An 18,344-nucleotide genomic window follows, 5' to 3' on the forward strand; every position below is an offset into this window, starting at 1 on the left:
CACCATGGCGAAGCGGCCCGACACCGCAAGCCGCCGACTACCCAGTTCGCCCTTCCCCTTGTCTGTCGGGTAGTGAACACTCGAATCGCAACCGTCGGGGGACGTGTGATGGCGGGCTTTTCAGAGTCGATCCGCTACTTCTTCGAGACCAACGCGCTCAATCCGCACGGCATCTGCCTGCTCTGGCGGCCTGAGCTGATCTGGACCCACGCGATCTCCGACCTCCTGATCGGCCTCGCCTACTTCTCGATCCCACTGGCGCTGGGGGTGTTCCTCTCCCGCCGCCGCGACGTGCGCTTCAGCTGGGCCGTCTGGATGTTCGTGGCGTTCATCCTGCTGTGCGGCGTCACCCACTTCATGATGATCCTGACGCTGTGGGTCCCGGTCTACGGGATCGAGGCGCTGATCAAAGCCGCCACCGCCGCGGTCTCGGTGGTCACCGCAGTGGCGCTCTGGCCGCTCCTGCCCAAGGCCATCGCCCTGCCCTCCACGGCGGCGCTGCAGGCCAGCCTGGCCGAACGCGACGCCGCTCTCGTCGACCTGCGCGCCGCCATGGCCACCATGGTCGAGATGCGCGAGCACGAGGCGCGCCAGAAGCTGCTCCTGGACGAGCTGAACCACCGGGTGAAGAACACCCTGGCGTCGGTCCAGTCGGTGGCCGTCCAGACGCTGAGCGACGCCAAGGGCATGGCCGAGGCCCGCCATCTGTTCCTCGACCGGCTGATGGCCCTGTCGGCCACCCACAACCTGCTGGTTCGGCACGAGTGGGAGGGCGCCTCGCTGCGCGAACTCGTTGACGAGGCGCTGAAACCCTATGGCCAGGCCTATGCCTACGCCGGCCCCGACGTGCAGCTCGACGCCAATCTTGCGGTCAGCCTGGGCATGGCGCTGCACGAACTCGCCACCAATGCGCTGAAGCACGGGGCCTGGAGCGGCGGCGGCCGGGTCGACATCGCCGTGACCACCACGGAGACCGTGCTCAACTTCATCTGGCACGAGAGCGGAGGCCCGCCGGTGCCCGAGCCCGGCAAGCGCGGCTTCGGCTCGCGCCTGCTGGAGCGCGGCGTCGCCTCCGAGGTCGACGGCGACGTCACCCTCGACTTCGCGCCCGGCGGCCTCATCTGCATGATCCAGGCGCCGCTGTCGGTGCGCATGCAGGTGGTGGAGGCGGCTTAGGCGCGCCGTTCGGCCCAGAGCGCCTCGGCGCGGATCTTCAGCGCCTCGTTCATCGCCAGGAAGCCGCGGCGCACCGGGCCGCGCATGCGCTTGCCCAGGGAGGGGCCCATCAGACCGCCGAACAGCTCGCCGTTGTCGACCACGCAGCCCGTCTCCGCCAGCGGCGCGATCTCGATGTAGCGCAGGGTCCTGATCAGCCCGCCCATCATCTTCAGCTCCCAATGGAGCTGTTCGTTCGGCACCCAGTCCAGGATCCGCGCCTTGATCTCCTGGGTGGACTGGCCGGGCAGCGCCAGGTCCAGGGTCAGCATATTGCCGATCCGCACCTCACCTTCCGCGCGCGGATAGGTCGGGTTCCACTCACGCCAGAGCGACAGGTCATGGACGACCTCCCAGATCACCTCGGGCGGCGCCTGGATCCCGATGCGATCCTCGACGCGGTAGCCGGTCGGCCCCTTGGGCGGCGGCGGCTTGCCCTCGGTCTGCAGCGACATGGTCTTCGGACCCATCGATCCGCGTCTTCCAAAAGGGCCCGCCAGCAGGTCGGGCTCGGACTTGAAGGGCATCAGGCTTGCTCCTTGATGCGCCAGGTGGCGCCGTTGGGACCATCCATCACTTCGACGTTCAGCGCGGCGAGCTCGGCGCGGATGCGGTCGGCCTCGGGCCAGTTCTTGGTCGCCCGCGCGGTCTGGCGTTCGGCGATCAGGGCCTCGACCTTGCCCTTCAGGTCGTCGTCGGCCCCGCTCTGGAACCAGGCCTGCGGATCGGCGCCGAGGAAGCCCATCAGGCCGCCCGCCTCCTTGAGCAGGTCCCGGCCGCTGGACACCGTGCGCGCGTCCTTGGCCATCACCGCGGCCCGCACCTTGTCGGCCAGCTGGAACAGGGCGGCGAAGGCGGTCGGGGTGTTGAGGTCGTCGTGCAGCGCGGCCTGCACCGCCGCGTAGTCGGCCTCGGCCGCCGGGCTGTCGTACCCGCCCGCCGGCGCCTCGCCCGCCAGGAAGCGGTCCGCGTCGTCCAGCACCCGGTAGAGCCGGTCCAGCGCGCTCTTGGCCTGCTCGATCAGGGTGTCGTTCCACTCCAGCGGCTGCCGGTAGTGGCCGCTGAGCAGCGCCCAGCGGATCGCCTCGCCCGGGTAGAGCTTGAGCAGGTCGTGGGCCAGGGCGACGTTGCCGACGCTCTTGGACATCTTCTCCTCGCCCATGTTCAGGAAGCCGTTATGCATCCAGACATGGGCGTACTCGTGGCCGTGGCCGGCGCAGACCCCCTGGGCCAGCTCGTTCTCGTGGTGCGGGAAGACCAGGTCGATGCCGCCGCCGTGGATGTCGATCGGCAGGCCCAGCGCCTCCTCGATCATGGCGGTGCATTCGATGTGCCACCCCGGCCGGCCGGGGCCCCAGGGGCTCGGCCATTCCGGCTCGTTCTCCTTGGACGGCTTCCACAGCACGAAGTCGGCGGGGTGGCGCTTATAGGGGGCGACGTCGACGCGGGCGCCGGCGATCATCTCGTCCATCGGCCGGCCCGACAGCTTGCCGTAGTCGGGGAACGCCTGGGTGTCGAAGAGCACGTGGCCCTCGGCCGCATAGGCGGCGTTCTGGCCGACCAGGTCGCCGATCATCTTGACGATGGCGTCCATGGTCTCGGTCACGCGCGGCTGGAACGTGGGCGGCAGGGCGCCCAGCGCCCTGGCGTCGGCGTTGTAGGCGTCGAGGTAGCGGTTGGTGATCGTGGCGATCGGCACGCCTTCCTCGGCGGCCTTCCTGTTGATCTTGTCGTCCACATCGGTGACGTTGGCGGCGTATTTCACCGCCGCCTCGCCGTAGAGGTCGCGCAGCACGCGGAACAGCAGGTCGAACACGACCACGGGCCGGAAATTCCCGATGTGCGCGAAGTTGTAGACCGTCGGCCCGCACACATAGAGCGTCACCCGCGACGGATCCTTCGGGGTGAAGGGCCGCTTCGCGCGGCTCATGGTGTCGTAGAGGCTCAGGGTCATAGTCAGGGTTTACGCTGCGGACAGTTGCGGGGGTGGGTGATCGCCCCATATACAGATCGCCCGGACAAGAGGCCATGCGCCCACGTCCGTCGTGAAAGGGTGGCACGCGTCATTTCCGGAACCCTCGTTCCGGCGCAACTCAGCCCTGGGAAGAAATTCAGCCTCATGGACGCTATTTCCCGCGACCGAACCCTCATCGGGTCCGACGATGGAAACCTTGAGCCCTTCAAGCGCCCGACCCGCGAAGAAGCGATGGAAGCGGTGCGCACCCTGATCGCCTGGGCCGGCGACGACCCGCGCCGCGAAGGCGTGATCGACACCCCCAAGCGGGTGGTCGACGCCTACGGCGAATGGTTCGAGGGCTACAACCTCGACCCGGCCAAGGAGCTGTCGCGCACCTTCGAGGACGTCCAGGGCTACGACGACATCGTCATGCTCCGCGACATCGAGGTCGAGAGCCACTGCGAGCACCACATGGCCCCGTTCCTGGGCAAGGCCTATGTGGCCTACATGCCGACGAACCGGGTGGTGGGCATCTCCAAGCTGGCCAAGGTGGTCGAGATCTTCGCCCGCCGGCTCCAGACCCAGGAGACCATGACCCAGCAGATCGCCGACGCCATCACCGACAGCCTGCGCCCCGCCGGCGTGGCGGTCCTGATCGACGCGGCGCACCAGTGCATGACCACCCGCGGCGTCCACCACCGCCACGTGTCGACCATCACCACCCAGTTCACCGGCGTCTTCAAGACCGACCCCACGCTGCGCCAGCGCTTCCTGGACTTCGTGAACCGGTAGCACCGCGCGGAGTTGTGTATGGCCTCTTCCCCCAACGACATCCTCGAAAACGGCCTCGCGCTCACCCCGCGCTACGACGCCGCCGGCCTTATCGCCGCGGTCGCCACCCACGCCGAGACCGGCGAGGTGCTGATGCTGGCGTGGATGAACGCCCAGGCTCTGGACAAGACCATGTCCACCGGCGAGGCCCACTACTTCAGCCGGTCCCGCAATGAGCTCTGGCACAAGGGCGCGACCAGCGGCCAGGTCCAGGTGGTCGAGGAGCTGCGCATCGACTGCGACCAGGACGCCGTCTGGCTCAAGGTCTGGCCCCAGGGCGACGGCGGCGCCTGCCACACCGGCCAGCGATCGTGCTTCTACCGCGTGATCGAGGGCGGCAAGCTGGTGAAGCGGCCGTGACCATCGTCCAGGCGCTCTTGGCCTATGTGGTCGCCGCCGGCCTCCTGACCGTGACGCCGGGGCTGGACACCGCGCTGGTCCTGCGCACAGCCGCCGTCGAGGGCTCCAAGCGGGCGGCCTTCGCGGCCCTGGGCATCAACCTCGGCTGCCTGGTCTGGGGCGCGGCCGTCGCGCTGGGCCTGGGCGCACTGCTGGCCGCCTCCGCCGTCGCCTTCACGGTGCTGAAGTGGGTCGGCGCGGCCTATCTGGTCTGGCTGGGCGTCAACCTGATCCTCAAGCCCCGCGACCGTTTCGACGTGGCGGTCGGCGCAAGGCAGGACGGCGGCGACCTCACCTGGATGCGCCGCGGCTTCCTCACCAACCTGCTGAACCCCAAGGTGGGCGTGTTCTACGTCTCGTTCCTTCCCCAGTTCCTGCCGGCCGGCGTCCAGGCGGCGCCGTTCATCTTCCTGCTGGCGGTGATCCATGTCCTGCTGGGGAGCTGCTGGTCGGCGGTCCTGATCGCCGGCACGCGGCCGATCGCCGGAATCCTGCAGCGCGCCGCCGTGGTCCGCTGGCTGGACCGCGTGACCGGCGGCGTCTTCCTGGCCTTCGGGGTGCGCCTGGCGTTGGAACGTCGCCCATAAAGTTGTGGATTGAGCCGCCCGCCGCCTCCGCGGGCAACGGACCGCTAACCCAAGCTGGGCTGAAATGCCTCCCCTGCCGGCGAAGTTGAAGGGGCGCCGGTCCAGGCAGGGTGCGTATGCTTTTCCTACTCAACACCGTCGTCGTGAAGACCCAGATCCGGCTCGATCTCCCCGCCGGCCTGGAGCGGCTCGTCCGGCTGCCGCCGGCCGGCGTGCTGAGCGCCGGGCGCGAGCTCTACGCCCGCCATCCCCGGCTCGAGTTCGACCAGCCGGACATCGCCCGCTGGTACTGCACCCTGCTCCAGCTCAGGTTCCCCGAAGCCGGCGCGGCCCACTTCTACAAGACCCCCACGGGCTACGCCGGCCGCCTGGCCGACGTGCCCCTGCCCGACCTGGTCCGCTTCTGGAGCCTCCAGCAAGGTGGCGTCGACATCGGGCCCGACGTCCGCGCGGTCTGGGCGGCCGCGAAGACGGTGGCGTAACCTCGATCGTGTCGTTTTGGCACAGGCCTTGCGGCCGGAGCCGCCCCAGTGACCTCGATCCACGCCTCCGCCACTGCCGTCGCGGACGTCGAAGTCGATACTGTCCTGGGGTAGAGGCGGCGCGACGTCGGGCGCGGCCGCGGCGCCGCCTCCATTTCGTGAAATGCTGATCCGTGGGGTTCCGTCGCTCTGCGACTGGACTCCGGCCCGTCTGCGCGCCCAGTGTCGGTGTCGCCGACGAGGACCTCGCCATGCCTGAGTATCTCGCGCCCGGGGTCTATGTCGAAGAGGTCGGGCGCGGCCCCGCGCCGATCGAGAGCGTCCCGACCGCCACCACGGCCTTCCTGGGCGAAACCGAGCGCGGCCCGACGACGCCCACGCTGATCACCAGCTTCACCGAATACCGGCGGCTGTTCGGAGGCGCCTTCGCGGACGCGGGCTACATGGGCCACGCGGTCGCGGGCTTCTTCGAGAACGGCGGCAAGCGCGCGGTCATCGCCCGCATCGTTCCCGCTGTGACCGGGGCGCCGGTGGCAGCGGATTTCGAAGGCGTGTCGCGCGGCGGGGATCCGCCCACAGGGCTCACGGCCCTCGAGCTGGAGGCGCACGCGGAGGTCTCCCTCGTCTATGCGCCGGACGCCCACGCCGTCCCGGATCTGGTCCCGCGCCTGATCGCCCATTGCGAGCGCGCACGCCGGTTCGCGGTGCTCGACACTCCAGCGGCCGACGCCCAACCGGTCGGCCCGGCGGATACCAGTTACGCCGCCTGCTACTATCCCTGGATCGAAGTCACGGACCCTGGGAGCGGCGCCCGGCGACTGATCCCGCCGGGCGGTCACGTGCTGGGCGTCTACGCTCGGGTCGATGTCGAGCGCGGCGTCTTCAAGGCGCCGGCCAACGAGGTCGTCCGCGGCGTCACAGGCCTGGCCGCCAACCTCTCCGCCGCCCAGCAGGAGCCCCTGAACGCCGCCCGCGTGAACGTGATCCGGCGACTGGCCGGCCGCGGCGTCCGGGTCTGGGGCGCACGTACGCTCTCCACCGACCCGGAGTGGAAATACGTCAACGTCCGCCGCCTCTTCATCCACCTCGAACGGTCGATCGATCGGGGAACCCAGTGGGTGGTCTTCGAGCCGAATGGCGAGACGCTCTGGGCGCGGGTACGGGATGCCATCCACCTGTTCCTAACCGCGCAGTGGCTGGGCGGGGCGCTCATGGGCGCCACCGAGGACGATGCGTTCTTCGTCCGCTGCGACCGAACCACCATGACCCAGGGCGACCTCGACAACGGCCGCCTCGTCTGCCTGGTCGGCGTCGCCCCGATCCGTCCCGCCGAGTTCGTCATCTTCCGCATCGGACAGTGGACGGCCGACCGGAAGCCCGAAGGCTGATGTCGATCAGCGCTCAGAACCAGGCCAGCAGCGCCGCCGAGGCGCTCGCGAAGGCGATGCTGCCCATCAGGAGCGCCCGCGCCCAGACGGCGGGACGGTGCTCGGGAGTTCCAGTGGCCATGACGCGCCTCCATGGAAAAGGTCAGGCCCCAAAGGTGGCGGAGCCCGCCTGAACGGCGGCTGAAGGGCGTGTTTGCCGGGCGTTAGGACATGCGCCGGCAATGACCCGCGGCCGGCGCCGCGATTTGTCGCAGGCGTTCCGCCGGACGCTTAACCCGATCGCCAGCTTGCGATGCCTAGCTCGGCTGTCGAGACCTTGATCCGGAGCCGCTCGCGTCCATGAGCCGAACGTCCACCCATTCGGCGTTCCGCCGCATCATGACCCTCATGGCGACCGGCAACCCGCTCGCCGAGGTGTTGGACGCCGTCGCGCTCTCGGTCGAGGCCGAGGCGCCGGGCGCGATGTGCAGCATTCTCCTGGTCGACGACAGCGGACAGCGTCTGACCCTCGGCTCCGCCTCCAGCCTGCCCGACGACTACAACGCCGCGATCGAGGGCGTGGCGATCGGACCTGACGTCGGGTCCTGCGGTACGGCGGCGTTCCACAACACGCGGGTGATCGTCGAGGACATCCAGACCCATCCCCTGTGGGCGGACTTCAAGGACCTGGCAGCCCGGGCCGGCCTGCGGGCCTGCTGGTCCCAGCCGATCCAAGGGAGCGGCGGCGAGGTTCTGGGCACGTTCGGCATCTACCATCGCCAGGTCAGCGTCCCCGGCCCGGAAGACATCGCCTTCATCGAGGCTGCGGCCGAACTGGCGGCGATCGCCATCGAACGTCAGCGGGACCAGGAAAAGCGGGCGCGCAGCGAGGCCCGCGCCCTGCAGGCCATCCGGGTCGAGACCGAGACCACCCGCGACCTGACGACCTTCTTCGAGGTCTCGCTGGACCTGCTCTGCATCCGCGACAAGGACTTCCGGTTCCTGAAGGTGAACCAGGCCTGGGCGACCACCCTGGGGTATTCGATCGCGGAACTGGAAGGCGCGCCCATGCTGCCGCTGGTCCATCCCGACGACATCGCCGACACGCAGGGACACATGCACCGCATGCGCGTCGAGGACGAGGTCATGGGCTTCGTGAACCGCTACCGGCACAGGGACGGCAGCTACCGGCACCTGGAGTGGCGCGCGCGCCGGGTCGGCGACCTTGTGTTCGGCGCCGCCCGCGACGTCACCGACCGCCTGGCCCTCGAGGCGGAGATGCGCGCCGCCCAGCAGGCGGCCGACGCGGCCAACCAGGCCAAGAGCGACTTCCTGGCCAATATGAGCCACGAGATCCGCACGCCCCTGAACGGCGTGATCGGCGTGGTCGACGCGCTCCAGCGGACCGGGCTGACGCCGGCCCAGCGCGAGATGGTGTCCCTGATCCAGCGCTCGGGCGTGACCCTGGAGCGGCTGGTGTCCGACATCCTGGATGTCTCGAAGATCGAGGCCGGACGGCTGGAGATCGAGCACCGGGTCTTCGACCTGCGCGACGAGCTGGGCAGCCTGGCCGACCTGCACCAGCTTCGCGCCCAGGAGAAGAACCTCTCCTTCAAGGCCAGCTACGGCGAAGGCGCGCGCGGGGAGTTCCACGGCGACAGCACCCGCATCAGGCAGGTGCTGGGCAACCTGCTCTCCAATGCCGTGAAGTTCACCGCCGAGGGCGAGGTCCGACTGGAGATCGAGGTCGAGGATCCCGAAACGCCCGGCCTGCCATGCCGGTTGATCGTCGAGGTCGCCGACACGGGCGTGGGATTCGACGCCACGGCTGGCGAGGGCATCTTCCAGCGGTTCAGCCAGGCCGACACGACGATCACCCGCCGGTTCGGCGGGACGGGCCTCGGCCTGTCGATCTGCAAGTCCCTGGTGGAGATGATGGGCGGCGAGATCACCGCGGAATCGGCGCTGTCCGGCGGCAGCCTGTTCCGGGTCGCGATCCCGCTGGTGCGCGAGGGGTCCCTGGCGGCCTACGATGCGGGTCCGACCTGCGCCGGGCCGGAGCCGTTGTTCGGGGGCGGCCAGCCCGGGGGCGACCGCGACTCCCCCGTGCGGATCCTGCTGGCCGAGGACCATCCCACCAACCAGAAGGTGGTCGAACTGATCCTCGCCCCCTACGGCGCGGAGATCACCATCGTGGAGAACGGCGCCCAGGCGGTCGAGGCCATGCGGAGCGGCGCGTTCGACCTGGTGCTGATGGACATGCAGATGCCCGTCATGGACGGCCTCGCCGCGACCCGCGCCATTCGCCGCGACGAAGAGCGCCCCCACGGCCGCGCGCGCACCCCGATCGTGATGCTCAGCGCCAACGCCATGTCCCAGCACCGCACGGACGCCTTCGCCGCCGGCGCCGACCTGCACATCGCCAAGCCGGTCACCGCGGCCGCCCTGATCGGCGGGGTCGGCGAAGCGCTGGACATGGCCGCCGCCTGGGAGGCGGAGGCGCCGCCCGTCGCCCAGCCTCGGTCGCAGGCCTAGCCTTCGCGCAGCTCCGATACGCCGTCGCCTTCCGGCGCGGCGACGAACGCCTTCACCACCTTGGTGGTGAAGTCCTTGGCGACGATGGTGGAGACGGCCACCATCTCGCCCTTGGCCTGGTCGCGGGTGAGAGTCAGCAGGACGAAGCCCTTCGAGACCTGGTCGTTGAAGATCACTTCCTTGTTCGCCTTGGCGATCAGGTCGCCGGCGTTTACGCCAGGGCTGATCTCGCCCGCGCCGGGGCTGGTGATGCCCGTGGTCCCGAACTCGCAGGCGACGCGCTTGCCGGACGCGTCGTGCAGTTCGTTGGCCCAGAACGAGTGGCTGTCGCCGCTGACCACGATGGGCCGGGCGCCGGCCTTCTTGAACTGGTCGTAGAGCCGCTCGCGGTCGGCGGGATAGCCGTCCCACATGTCCAGCCCCGCGGGTAGGCCGAGCTCGGCGAAGGCCTCGTAGCGGGCCACCCGCTTCTTCGACTCCTCGGGGATCGCGGCATACTGCTCGGGCGTCAGGTCCTTCTTGGGCGTGGAGGGCATCACGTGGGCCATCACCACCTCGTTGCCGATCACCTGCCAGGCGTGGCCGGCCTTCACCGAACGGGCCAGCTCGGCGCCGATCCAGGCCTCCTGCTTCTCGCTCATCATCCGGCGCTTCGGGTCGGCCAGCTTCGCGCGCAGCTTGGTGAGGTCGCGCTTGCCGTCCACTTCCGGGGCGTCGCCATCGAGCGTCACCTGGCTGTCGCGGGCGGTGAGCCGGGTCTCGACCATGATCAGGCTGGCCAGATCGCCGAAGTCGAAGCTGCGCATGGCCGCGTCGGCCAGGGCGCCGCCGGTCGCCGGCTCGCGGATCGGCATCCACTCGAAATAGGCCTTCAGCGCCGCGGCCTTGCGGGTGGTCCAGTCGCCCTCGGTGGCCGGAGTATGGTTCTGGGCGCCGGACATGTAGCTGTCGTTGGCGGTCTCGTGGTCGTCCCAGACGACGATCCACGGCGCCTTGGCGTGGGCCGCCTGGAGCTGGGGGTCGGCCTTGTACTGGGCGTGGCGGCGGCGGTAGTCGTCGAGGCTCAGGATCTCGCGCGGCGGGTCGTGCGGCCGCTCGGCGGCGACGGCGCTGTCCATGCCGTAGCTCTCCGGCCCGCCGTACTCGTAGATGTAGTCGCCCAGGTGCAGGACAGCGTCCACCCGGGGCAAGTCCGCGATGGCCTGGTAGGCGTTGAAATAGCCGTTCGGATAGAGGGTGCAGGACGCCACGGCGAGCACCACGTCCTTGACCGGCCCGGCCGGCAGGGTGCGGGTGCGGCCCAGGGGCGAGGTTACGCCGGCGGCCTCGAACTGGAAGGTGTAGGCCCGGCCCGCGTCCAGGCCGGTGGCGTCGACCTTGACCGTGTAGTCGCGCGCCGGCCCGGTGGTCCCCGACCCGCTCTTGGCGCCGCCGGCCCGCCGGTCGATGGGGTTGAGCTTCCACGTGTAGGCGATGTCGGCGCCGGGCGTCTCCGGCGTGATCCGGGTCCAGAGAACCACCCGGTCCTGCTTCGGATCCCCCGAGGCCACGCCGTGCCGGAACGCCACCGTCGAGGCGGCGGCGGAGCCTTGCGCCGCGGCGGGCGTTGCCGCTCCAAGGCCGAGCAGGGCCAAGGCTTTGCGCCGGTCGATCCTCATCGTCGTCACTCCCCGCTTTCCGGCCCCGATATGACGAATTCATACCACAGGAGCATGACACCCGATGTCCAGCGAAGTCCTCCACGTCGCGCGCGACAAACTGAGCCGCAAGACGCTCGACATGCACTATGCGATCACGTCGCTGATGGAGGAGTTCGAGGCCGTGGACTGGTATCGCCAGCGCGCCGACGACACGGCCGATCCCGAGCTGAAGAAGATCCTGCTGCACAACGCCCGCGAGGAGCTGGAGCACGCGGCCATGGTGCTGGAGTGGATGCGGCGCAACGACGCCGAGGTGAACGAACAACTCACCGAATATCTGTTCAAGGACGGCTCGATCACCGGGCACGAGGAAGAGGCCACGGGGCGGCAGGGCCTCTAGCGCGCTCCGATGCGGGTGAACAGCAGCGCGCCGCGGGCGCGGGCGACGGCTTCATCGCAGGACCCGCCCAGGCGCGGCGCGGCGGCGACCAGGGCCTCGCGGGTCAGCAGCTCCGGAATGCGGGTGCGCGCGACGCAGACCGCGCCGTCCACGCCCCACCCCGCCTCGAAGCCGAACGCCGGGTCTCCCAGCGTAGCGTGGATCTGGAGCCGGGCCACGTCGGCGATATCGATCAGGGTGCCGTTGCGGGTGTGGGGCTCGCCCTTCCCCTCATAGTCCGCCCGGACCATCTGCTGGCAGGCCTGGTAGAAGTCGGCGAGCGGCCGGCCGTCATGGGTGTGGCCCCAGGGATCGTAGCCCCACAGCACGCACTTGCCCTGCGAACCCGAGGTGCAGGTCAGGAACCAGACGCCGTCGTCGGCGACGAAGCGACGCCCGTCCCAGCGGCCCCGGACAGGGAAGCCGGCGCGGCGGCCGTAGGCGTCCGGGTCGCACAGGGGCGTGACGGCGCCGGTGGCGGCGTCGATGAGGCTGAAGCTGTGCAGCAGGACGCCAGGGCGTTCCTCCGCCACCGCGACCGCGTCGATCCTCACCTTGGTCACGCCGCCCGCGCCGTCGGCGATCTCGAACGTCGCGCCAACCAGGTCCCTGGAAGTCAGGCGTTGGCCCGGCCCGGCCTCGACGACGAAGCTCGTGCCGTCCACTCCGAAGGCGGCCGCCCGCGCCGTGGTCGCGGCCAGGCAGGCGAAGAGGGCGAGCAGGGCGAAGCGCATCGGGAGCTCCATTCGGCGAGGACGCCGCCCGCGGGGGGGCGGGAGACGTCCCGCGGTGTCTAGTCGACCGTCAGACGCTGGCCGGACGGCAGGGTGATCGCGATCACGCCGGGCTTGCAGGGAAGGTTGGCCTTGCCCTCGCAAGCGACGACAGAGGGCTGGATCGCCTTTTCGGCGACGCCATTCATGCGCATGCCGTTGAGGGTGACGCCCTGCAGTACGGGCCCGTTGAGCAGGACCCCATTCATGCGCATGCCGTTCAGGTTGATGCCCTGCAGCACGGGCCCGTTGAGCATGACGCCGTTCAAGTTGATGCCGTTGAAGGCGCAGCGCCCGACGGGGCAGCCGTCCTCAGGGCCGGCGGCGGCCGGCGTCGCGGTCAGCAGGGCGGCGGAGCCCAGCGCCGCGATGGCGAGGGCGAAGGTCATGTTTTTCATAGCGGTTTTCCTCGTCGGGCCCGGCGGGGGCCAGGCCTCGTTGACGTCGGCGGGTCGTTTAAGGGCGAGCCGGCGCCACCGGGAGTTGCTTCAATCGCCCTCGGCGTGAGCAACGGTTGCTCGCGACGTTGCTTTTCCGACCGTCTATGAAATCATTCCCGCGTGCCCGTGACCCCGTTCGCCGACAAGCTCGACCTCGCCCTGAAGTCGCTTTCCATGAGCCGCGGGCGCCTCGCCGCGGCGCTCGGGGTCAACAAATCGGTGGTGAGCCGCTGGGCCTCCGGCGCGGCCACACCTTCGTCGCTGAACCTTGAGAGCCTCACGGCCCTGATCGCGTCGCGCCAGCCGGGCTTCACCCTGTTGGACTGGGACCGCGACCTCCCGGCCCTGGCGGCATTGTTCGGGGTCGAGCCGGCGGGAACGGTAGCCGCCCCGCCCGGCAGTGTGCTCGACTCGCTGTTCGCACCGGTCCTGGAGAGCGCGAGGCAGACCAATCCCCAGCGCACGACGCCCTATGAAGGCTTCTGGCGGTCGATCCAGCCGGTGCCCGGCAAGCCGGCGCGGTTCATCTGCCTCTACGGCCTGATCCGCCGCAGCACCAACGGGCTGATGGAGTTCCGCGGCGGCTGCGCGGGCCTGCTGTGCGACGGCTGGCTGCTGCCGGCCGAGGGCAAGTTGTTCGCCGTGGTGCTGGACTCGTGGGGGCACACGCCCATCATGATGATCCTGAACACGGTGGCCTTGCCGCGGGCGACGCGGCTGGACGGGCTTTGCCTCACCACCCTGATGGACTCCAACCGCACGCCCATCGCCACGCCCGTCGTCTTCGAACGCCTCGGCGACCTCACCGGCGACCGCGCGGCCGACGACGGGACCTTCGAGGAGCTCAAGACCCGCAAGCCCTTTCCGGACCCGGAGGAGATCAGCTCCGAGATCCGCGCCCATCTGGTGCGCGACATGGGCCCCGCCGCCGCGGCGAACGGCGGCGAGCTGCTGCTGATGTCCACCCTGGCCAACAGCCTGGCGGGCGGCGTCATGGCCGCGCCGGCCTGATGACCTCCGAACCCGAGGACCTGGAAGCCGAAGGGGCCGAGGATCTCTTCGGCCTGCGCGTCGTGGCGCTGGAGGCCGGGGGACGGGTGGACAAGGCGCTGGCCGCCGCCCTGCCGGAGTTCAGCCGCGCCCGCCTGCAGGCGCTGATCGCCGAGGGCCGCGTCAGCCGCGACGGGACGGCCGTCGCCGACGGCTCGGCCAGGGCGGTGGCCGGCGACTATCGGGTGGAGATCCCGCCCCCCGTCGCCGCCGAGCCACAGCCGGAGGACATCCCCCTCGTGGTGCTGTTCGAGGACGCGCACCTGATCGTCATCGACAAGCCGCCGGGGGTCGCCATGCACCCCGCGCCCGGCAGCGAGAGCGGCACCCTCGTCAACGCCCTGCTGCACCATTGCGGCGACAGCCTGTCCGGGATCGGCGGGGTCGCGCGCCCCGGGATCGTCCACCGGATCGACAAGGACACCTCCGGCGTGGTGGTGGTCGCCAAGACCGACGCCGCCCACCAGGGCCTCTCGGCGCTGTTCGCCGCCCACGACATCGACCGGGTCTATGTGGCGCTGACCCGCGGCGCGCCGTCGCCGATCCGGGGGACCATCGAGGGCGCCATTGCGCGCTCGACCAGCGACCGCAAGAAGATGGCCCTTGTGAAGACCGGCGGCCGCCACGCCGTCACCCACTACACCGTGGTCAGAACCTTCGGCCCGGTGGAGAGGCCGCTGGCCGCCCGCGTCGCCTGCCGGCTTGAGACCGGCCGCACGCACCAGATCCGCGTCCACCTGGCCAGCAAGGGATCGCCCTGCCTGGGCGACCCGACCTATGGCTCCGGCTCCCCCGCCCAGCCGGTGAAGGACGCCATCGCCGCGGCAGGCCTGAAGCGCCAGGCGCTGCACGCCGCGGTGCTGGGCTTCGTCCACCCGATCACCGGCGAGACGATGCGCTTCGAAAGCCCGTTGCCCGAGGACATGGCGCGGCTGGAGCAACTGTTGGGCCGCCTGTAACACCCCCAAGAGCGCGTCATGGGATCAACCCTTCGCCGCCGCTTCCAGCTTGGCGATGTCCAGCTTGACCATCTTCATCATCGCCGCCGCCACGCGACCGGCGGCTTCGCGGTCGGGGCTGGCCATCAGTTTCCCCAGCTGCGTGGGTACGACCTGCCACGACAGGCCGAAGCGGTCCTTCAGCCAGCCGCACACGCTCTCCGCGCCCCCGTCCGCCAGCAGGGCGTCCCAATACCGGTCCAGCTCGGCCTGGTCCTGGACGTCGATCTGGAAGGAAACGGCCTCGGAGAACTTGAAGTCCGGGCCGCCGTTCAGGCCGGTGAACGGCTTGCCGTCCAGCTCGAACTCCACGGTCATCACCTCTCCGGCCCGGTCGCCCGGAAAGCCTTCCGGATACCGGGCGATGGCCCCCACCTTCGAGTTGGGGAAGATGGCGCAATAGAAGTTCGCGGCCGCTTCGGCGTCGCGATCGAACCAGAGGCAGGGAGCGAGTTTGGGCATCGGAACATCCTTTCGAACTTGAAGGTTCAGCCCGAGGACGAATGGGCAAGACGCGTTCCGACAACGCCCGTCGCACCCTTTGGTATGAGAGATTTCCTGTACGAGATGTAAGAAAGATCGCCTTGTTGGCGCCACGGTCGGCGCTTAGAAAGACCCACTAGAGAAGTCGGACATTCGGGTCGCCCTCCCAGCGGCCTTCCGCCGCGCCCAACGCATACCTATCTAGGGTCATGAGGGGGCGACGAAGGTCGAAGCGCGCAGGTTCTTGCTTGAAGAACTGGGCAGCGCGGCGCTCGAAGTCCCGGAGAGTATAAGGGGATAGACCATGGCCGCGAACGCGATCGCCGTGATGTCGCCGGAAGGCGGCCTCAGCCGTTACCTGTCGGAAATCCGCAAGTTTCCGATGCTGCCCAAGGACACCGAATTCATGCTGGCCAAGCGCTGGCAGGAGCACGGCGACAGTGAGGCCGCCCACCAGATGGTGACCAGCCACCTGCGCCTCGTGGCGAAGATCGCCATGGGCTACCGGGGCTATGGCCTGCCGATCGGGGAAGTGATCTCCGAGGGCAATGTCGGCCTGATGCAGGCCGTCAAGAAGTTCGACCCGGACAAGGGCTTCCGCCTGGCGACGTACGCCATGTGGTGGATCCGGGCCTCGATCCAGGAATACATCCTGCGGTCCTGGTCGCTGGTGAAGATGGGCACGACCGCCGCGCAGAAGAAGCTGTTCTTCAACCTGCGCAAGGCCAAGTCCGAGATCGCCGCGCTGCAGGAAGGCGACCTGCGTCCGGACCAGGTCAGCCAGATCGCCACCAAGCTGGGCGTGCTGGACGAGGAAGTGGTGTCGATGAACCGGCGCCTCAGCGGCGGCGACGCCTCGCTGAACTCGCCGATGCGCGCCGACTCGGAGAGCGAGTGGCAGGACTGGCTGGTCGACAACGACACGCCCTCCCAGGAAACGGTCGTGGCCGACAGCCAGGAGATGAACCTGCGCATGAGCCTGCTCGAGGCGGCGATGACCGAGCTCACCGACCGCGAGCGCCACATCCTGACCCAGCGCCGGCTGAAGGATGAACCAACCACCCTGGAAGAGCTCGCCTCGGAATACGGCGTCAGCCGCGAGCGGGTCCGCCAGATCGAGGTCCGCGCCTTCGAGAAGCTGCAGAAGTCCATGCGGGCCGCGGCGATGGAACGGAACCTGGTCGACGCCTGATCCGCGCCGGACCGGACTGAAACCAACGAGGCGGCCGGGGCGACCCGGCCGCCTTTTTCGTTCGACCCCCTCGGGCGCTCGGTTCCACGTGACGAGGGCTCCATGGTCCGGCCGCGCCACGAGGGCGCCGCCTCTTGACACCGGTGTCATTGCGGAAAATGGTAGCGCTAGCAAACGCTCCTCAGGGGCGAAGCGGGCCCATAAGAGCCCGCAACCGGGAGGACGAAATGAATGTTGGGCCGCTGACCGTCGATCCCCGGCTGTCGGCGCCCTCATCGACCGCCCGGCCGGATCGCCGCTCCAACTCCGAGAGTTCCGAACATGCGAGTCCCCACCCGCCGATGGACGATCGGCGCACTTTCGGCGGCCGCGGCGACACCCGCGGTCGCCGCTTCCTTGTCCTGGAAGCCCGGCCTCGAGGGCCAGCGCAAGGCGGACCGCGGTGACGGGACGTTCCTGAATCCCATCCTGGCCGGCGACCATCCCGACCCGACCATCCTGAAGGACGGGGCGGACTACTACATGACCTTCTCGTCGTTCGAGGCCTATCCCGGCGTGGTGATCTGGCACTCGCGCGACCTGGTGAACTGGGCGCCGATCACCGCCGCGCTCAAGACGCCGATCGGCTCGGTCTGGGCCTGCGAGCTGATCAAGCACGCCGGCCGCTACTACATCTACATCCCCGCCCGCTTCCCGGACCGCCGGTCGACCTATGTGATCTGGGCCGACGACATCCGCGGGCCGTGGAGCGAGCCCGTCGACCTGAAGCTGCCCGACCACATCGACCCAGGCCATGCGGTGGGCGAGGACGGCAAGCGCTACCTGTTCCTGTCGGGCGGCGACCGCGTGCGGCTCACCGACGACGGCATGGCCACCGACGGGCCGGTGGAGCACGTCTACGATCCCTGGCGCTATCCGGTAGAGTGGGACGTGGAGGGCTTCGCGCCCGAGGGCCCGAAGATCACCCGCCGCGGCGACTGGTTCTACCTGATCACCGCCGTCGGCGGCACGGCGGGGCCGCCCACCGGCCACATGGTCATTGTTGCCCGCTCCCGCTCGATCCACGGGCCCTGGGAGCACTGCCCCGCCAACCCCGTCGTCCGGACCACCTCGCGCGACGAGAAGTGGTGGTCGCGCGGCCACGCCACCCTGGTCGAGGGCCCGGCTGGCGACTGGTGGATGATGTACCACGGCTACGAGAACGGCTTCTGGACCCTGGGCCGGCAGTGCCTGCTGGACCCGATCGCCTGGACGGCCGACGGCTGGTTCAAGGCCACGGGCGGCGACCTCTCGCGGCCCCTGCGCAAGCCGCGCGGCGGCCAGGCCGGCCCCCACGGCCTGGCGCTCTCCGACGACTTCTCGGCGTCGAAGATGGGCGTGCAATGGGCCTTCGCCGACCCGGCCGCCGGCGAGGCCGACCGCCTCCGCTACGACAGCGGCTTGGTGCTCGCCGCACGTGGAACCGCGCCGAAGGACTCCCCGCCCCTGACCTTCATCGCCGGCGACCAGGCCTATGAGATCGAGGTGGACATCGAGGCGCCCGCCGACGGCTCGGCCGGGATCCTGCTGTTCTACGACAAGCAGCTCTACTGCGGGCTCTCGTTCGACGGCGAGCGCTTCGTCACCCACCAGTACGGCATGGAGCGCGGCCGGCCCGCCAATCCGAACGGGCGGAAGATGCGCGTCCGCCTGCGCAACGACCGGCACATCGTCACCTTCCACACCAGCCCCGACGGCCGGACCTGGACCAAGTTCGACCGGCAGATGGAAGTCTCCGGCTATCACCACAACGTCCGCGGCGGCTTCATGGCGCTCCGCCCCGGCCTGTTCGCGGCCGGGCGCGGCGACGCCCGCTTCCGCAACCTCACCTACCGCGCCCTGCCCTGACGGAGATGCTGGCAGCCGCCGCGAGATGGCCCGCCAGCGCCGACAGCTTCACCGCGGCGCCTGCGGCGC

18 protein-coding genes are annotated in these 18,344 nt (G+C 69.6%); 12 read left to right on the forward strand and 6 right to left on the reverse strand.

Annotation, left to right across the window (positions count from 1 at the left end; genetic code table 11):
• Window positions 1-108 precede the first annotated feature (108 nt).
• Window positions 109-1,176: a sensor histidine kinase gene (locus tag EPO51_RS25730; RefSeq protein WP_293356707.1), complete on the forward strand. Its 1,068-nt coding sequence runs from the start codon at window positions 109-111 to the stop codon at window positions 1,174-1,176.
• On the opposite strand, the gene EPO51_RS25735 is transcribed toward EPO51_RS25730, so the two are convergent.
• Both EPO51_RS25735 and cysS read right to left on the reverse strand, forming a co-directional pair.
• Window positions 1,173-1,742: an SRPBCC domain-containing protein gene (locus EPO51_RS25735; protein WP_293356709.1), complete on the reverse strand. Its 570-nt coding sequence runs from the start codon at window positions 1,740-1,742 to the stop codon at window positions 1,173-1,175. The genes EPO51_RS25730 and EPO51_RS25735 overlap by 4 nt on opposite strands.
• Window positions 1,742-3,169: a cysteine--tRNA ligase gene (gene cysS, locus EPO51_RS25740; protein WP_293356711.1), complete on the reverse strand. Its 1,428-nt coding sequence runs from the start codon at window positions 3,167-3,169 to the stop codon at window positions 1,742-1,744. The genes EPO51_RS25735 and cysS overlap by 1 nt, the downstream gene beginning before the upstream one ends.
• Window positions 3,170-3,334: 165 nt before the next feature.
• Between cysS and folE the strand changes: the two genes are divergently transcribed.
• From folE to EPO51_RS25770, 6 genes are all read left to right on the forward strand, one after another.
• On the forward strand, window positions 3,335-3,964 hold the full coding sequence (gene folE / locus EPO51_RS25745; protein ID WP_293356713.1) for a GTP cyclohydrolase I FolE: 630 nt from the start codon (window positions 3,335-3,337) through the stop codon (window positions 3,962-3,964).
• Between the two features lie 18 nt (window positions 3,965-3,982).
• On the forward strand, window positions 3,983-4,363 hold the full coding sequence (gene hisI / locus EPO51_RS25750) for a phosphoribosyl-AMP cyclohydrolase (protein ID WP_293356715.1): 381 nt from the start codon (window positions 3,983-3,985) through the stop codon (window positions 4,361-4,363).
• Window positions 4,360-4,989: a LysE family translocator gene (locus EPO51_RS25755; protein WP_293356717.1), complete on the forward strand. Its 630-nt coding sequence runs from the start codon at window positions 4,360-4,362 to the stop codon at window positions 4,987-4,989. The genes hisI and EPO51_RS25755 overlap by 4 nt, the downstream gene beginning before the upstream one ends.
• A 116-nt stretch (window positions 4,990-5,105) precedes the next feature.
• Window positions 5,106-5,471, forward strand: a complete 366-nt coding sequence (locus EPO51_RS25760; RefSeq protein ID WP_293356719.1) for a hypothetical protein — start codon at window positions 5,106-5,108, stop codon at window positions 5,469-5,471.
• 251 nt (window positions 5,472-5,722) lie between these two features.
• Window positions 5,723-6,859, forward strand: a complete 1,137-nt coding sequence (locus EPO51_RS25765) for a phage tail sheath family protein (protein ID WP_293356721.1) — start codon at window positions 5,723-5,725, stop codon at window positions 6,857-6,859.
• A 339-nt stretch (window positions 6,860-7,198) separates the two neighbouring features.
• The gene (locus tag EPO51_RS25770; protein ID WP_293356723.1) at window positions 7,199-9,373 is read left to right on the forward strand and encodes an ATP-binding protein; all 2,175 of its coding nucleotides are present in this window, start codon (window positions 7,199-7,201) and stop codon (window positions 9,371-9,373) included.
• Here EPO51_RS25770 and EPO51_RS25775 read toward each other — a convergent pair.
• Window positions 9,370-11,031 (reverse strand): alkaline phosphatase D family protein, encoded by a 1,662-nt coding sequence (locus EPO51_RS25775; protein ID WP_293356725.1) that lies wholly within the window; start codon window positions 11,029-11,031, stop codon window positions 9,370-9,372. The two genes, EPO51_RS25770 and EPO51_RS25775, sit on opposite strands and share 4 nt — an antisense overlap.
• 64 nt (window positions 11,032-11,095) lie before the next feature.
• On the opposite strand from EPO51_RS25775, the gene EPO51_RS25780 reads away from it, so the two are divergent.
• Window positions 11,096-11,413, forward strand: a complete 318-nt coding sequence (locus EPO51_RS25780; RefSeq protein WP_293356727.1) for a ferritin family protein — start codon at window positions 11,096-11,098, stop codon at window positions 11,411-11,413.
• Here the strand turns inward: EPO51_RS25780 and EPO51_RS25785 are convergent.
• Both EPO51_RS25785 and EPO51_RS25790 read right to left on the reverse strand, forming a co-directional pair.
• On the reverse strand, window positions 11,410-12,186 hold the full coding sequence (locus tag EPO51_RS25785; RefSeq protein WP_293356729.1) for an ADYC domain-containing protein: 777 nt from the start codon (window positions 12,184-12,186) through the stop codon (window positions 11,410-11,412). The genes EPO51_RS25780 and EPO51_RS25785 overlap by 4 nt on opposite strands.
• Before the next feature lie 59 nt (window positions 12,187-12,245).
• Window positions 12,246-12,623 carry a pentapeptide repeat-containing protein gene (locus EPO51_RS25790; protein WP_293356731.1) on the reverse strand — a complete coding sequence of 126 codons (378 nt, stop codon included), beginning with the start codon at window positions 12,621-12,623 and terminating at the stop codon, window positions 12,246-12,248.
• Between the two features lie 162 nt (window positions 12,624-12,785).
• On the opposite strand from EPO51_RS25790, the gene EPO51_RS25795 reads away from it, so the two are divergent.
• Entirely contained in the window at window positions 12,786-13,676 is an 891-nt protein-coding gene (locus tag EPO51_RS25795) for a helix-turn-helix domain-containing protein (RefSeq protein WP_293356733.1), read from the forward strand.
• Complete coding sequence (locus EPO51_RS25800; RefSeq protein ID WP_293356735.1) at window positions 13,676-14,674, forward strand: RluA family pseudouridine synthase; 999 nt, start codon at window positions 13,676-13,678, stop codon at window positions 14,672-14,674. The genes EPO51_RS25795 and EPO51_RS25800 overlap by 1 nt, the downstream gene beginning before the upstream one ends.
• A 24-nt stretch (window positions 14,675-14,698) precedes the next feature.
• On the opposite strand, the gene EPO51_RS25805 is transcribed toward EPO51_RS25800, so the two are convergent.
• Complete coding sequence (locus EPO51_RS25805; protein ID WP_293356737.1) at window positions 14,699-15,175, reverse strand: VOC family protein; 477 nt, start codon at window positions 15,173-15,175, stop codon at window positions 14,699-14,701.
• Window positions 15,176-15,500: 325 nt separating this feature from the next.
• Here EPO51_RS25805 and rpoH point away from each other — a divergent pair, with 325 nt between their 5' ends.
• Both rpoH and EPO51_RS25815 read left to right on the forward strand, forming a co-directional pair.
• Complete coding sequence (gene rpoH / locus EPO51_RS25810; protein ID WP_293356739.1) at window positions 15,501-16,388, forward strand: RNA polymerase sigma factor RpoH; 888 nt, start codon at window positions 15,501-15,503, stop codon at window positions 16,386-16,388.
• 321 nt (window positions 16,389-16,709) lie between these two features.
• Window positions 16,710-18,275, forward strand: a complete 1,566-nt coding sequence (locus tag EPO51_RS25815; RefSeq protein WP_293356741.1) for a family 43 glycosylhydrolase — start codon at window positions 16,710-16,712, stop codon at window positions 18,273-18,275.
• The last annotated feature ends 69 nt before the right edge of the window (window positions 18,276-18,344 follow it).

Source organism: Phenylobacterium sp. (assembly GCF_004297125.1).
Taxonomy (GTDB): domain Bacteria; phylum Pseudomonadota; class Alphaproteobacteria; order Caulobacterales; family Caulobacteraceae; genus Phenylobacterium.

What these genes read in the sequence shown, in the direction of transcription:
- EPO51_RS25730 (WP_293356707.1), top strand. Translation starts at nt 109, where the DNA reads ATGGCGGGCTTTTCAGAGTCGATCCGCTACTTCTTCGAGACCAACGCG.
- EPO51_RS25735 (WP_293356709.1), bottom strand. Translation starts at nt 1,742, where the DNA reads ATGCCCTTCAAGTCCGAGCCCGACCTGCTGGCGGGCCCTTTTGGAAGA.
- cysS (WP_293356711.1), bottom strand. Translation starts at nt 3,169, where the DNA reads ATGACCCTGAGCCTCTACGACACCATGAGCCGCGCGAAGCGGCCCTTC.
- folE (WP_293356713.1), top strand. Translation starts at nt 3,335, where the DNA reads ATGGACGCTATTTCCCGCGACCGAACCCTCATCGGGTCCGACGATGGA.
- hisI (WP_293356715.1), top strand. Translation starts at nt 3,983, where the DNA reads ATGGCCTCTTCCCCCAACGACATCCTCGAAAACGGCCTCGCGCTCACC.
- EPO51_RS25760 (WP_293356719.1), top strand. Translation starts at nt 5,106, where the DNA reads ATGCTTTTCCTACTCAACACCGTCGTCGTGAAGACCCAGATCCGGCTC.
- EPO51_RS25765 (WP_293356721.1), top strand. Translation starts at nt 5,723, where the DNA reads ATGCCTGAGTATCTCGCGCCCGGGGTCTATGTCGAAGAGGTCGGGCGC.
- EPO51_RS25770 (WP_293356723.1), top strand. Translation starts at nt 7,199, where the DNA reads ATGAGCCGAACGTCCACCCATTCGGCGTTCCGCCGCATCATGACCCTC.
- EPO51_RS25775 (WP_293356725.1), bottom strand. Translation starts at nt 11,031, where the DNA reads ATGAGGATCGACCGGCGCAAAGCCTTGGCCCTGCTCGGCCTTGGAGCG.
- EPO51_RS25780 (WP_293356727.1), top strand. Translation starts at nt 11,096, where the DNA reads ATGTCCAGCGAAGTCCTCCACGTCGCGCGCGACAAACTGAGCCGCAAG.
- EPO51_RS25785 (WP_293356729.1), bottom strand. Translation starts at nt 12,186, where the DNA reads ATGCGCTTCGCCCTGCTCGCCCTCTTCGCCTGCCTGGCCGCGACCACG.
- EPO51_RS25790 (WP_293356731.1), bottom strand. Translation starts at nt 12,623, where the DNA reads ATGAAAAACATGACCTTCGCCCTCGCCATCGCGGCGCTGGGCTCCGCC.
- EPO51_RS25800 (WP_293356735.1), top strand. Translation starts at nt 13,676, where the DNA reads ATGACCTCCGAACCCGAGGACCTGGAAGCCGAAGGGGCCGAGGATCTC.
- EPO51_RS25805 (WP_293356737.1), bottom strand. Translation starts at nt 15,175, where the DNA reads ATGCCCAAACTCGCTCCCTGCCTCTGGTTCGATCGCGACGCCGAAGCG.
- rpoH (WP_293356739.1), top strand. Translation starts at nt 15,501, where the DNA reads ATGGCCGCGAACGCGATCGCCGTGATGTCGCCGGAAGGCGGCCTCAGC.
- EPO51_RS25815 (WP_293356741.1), top strand. Translation starts at nt 16,710, where the DNA reads ATGCGAGTCCCCACCCGCCGATGGACGATCGGCGCACTTTCGGCGGCC.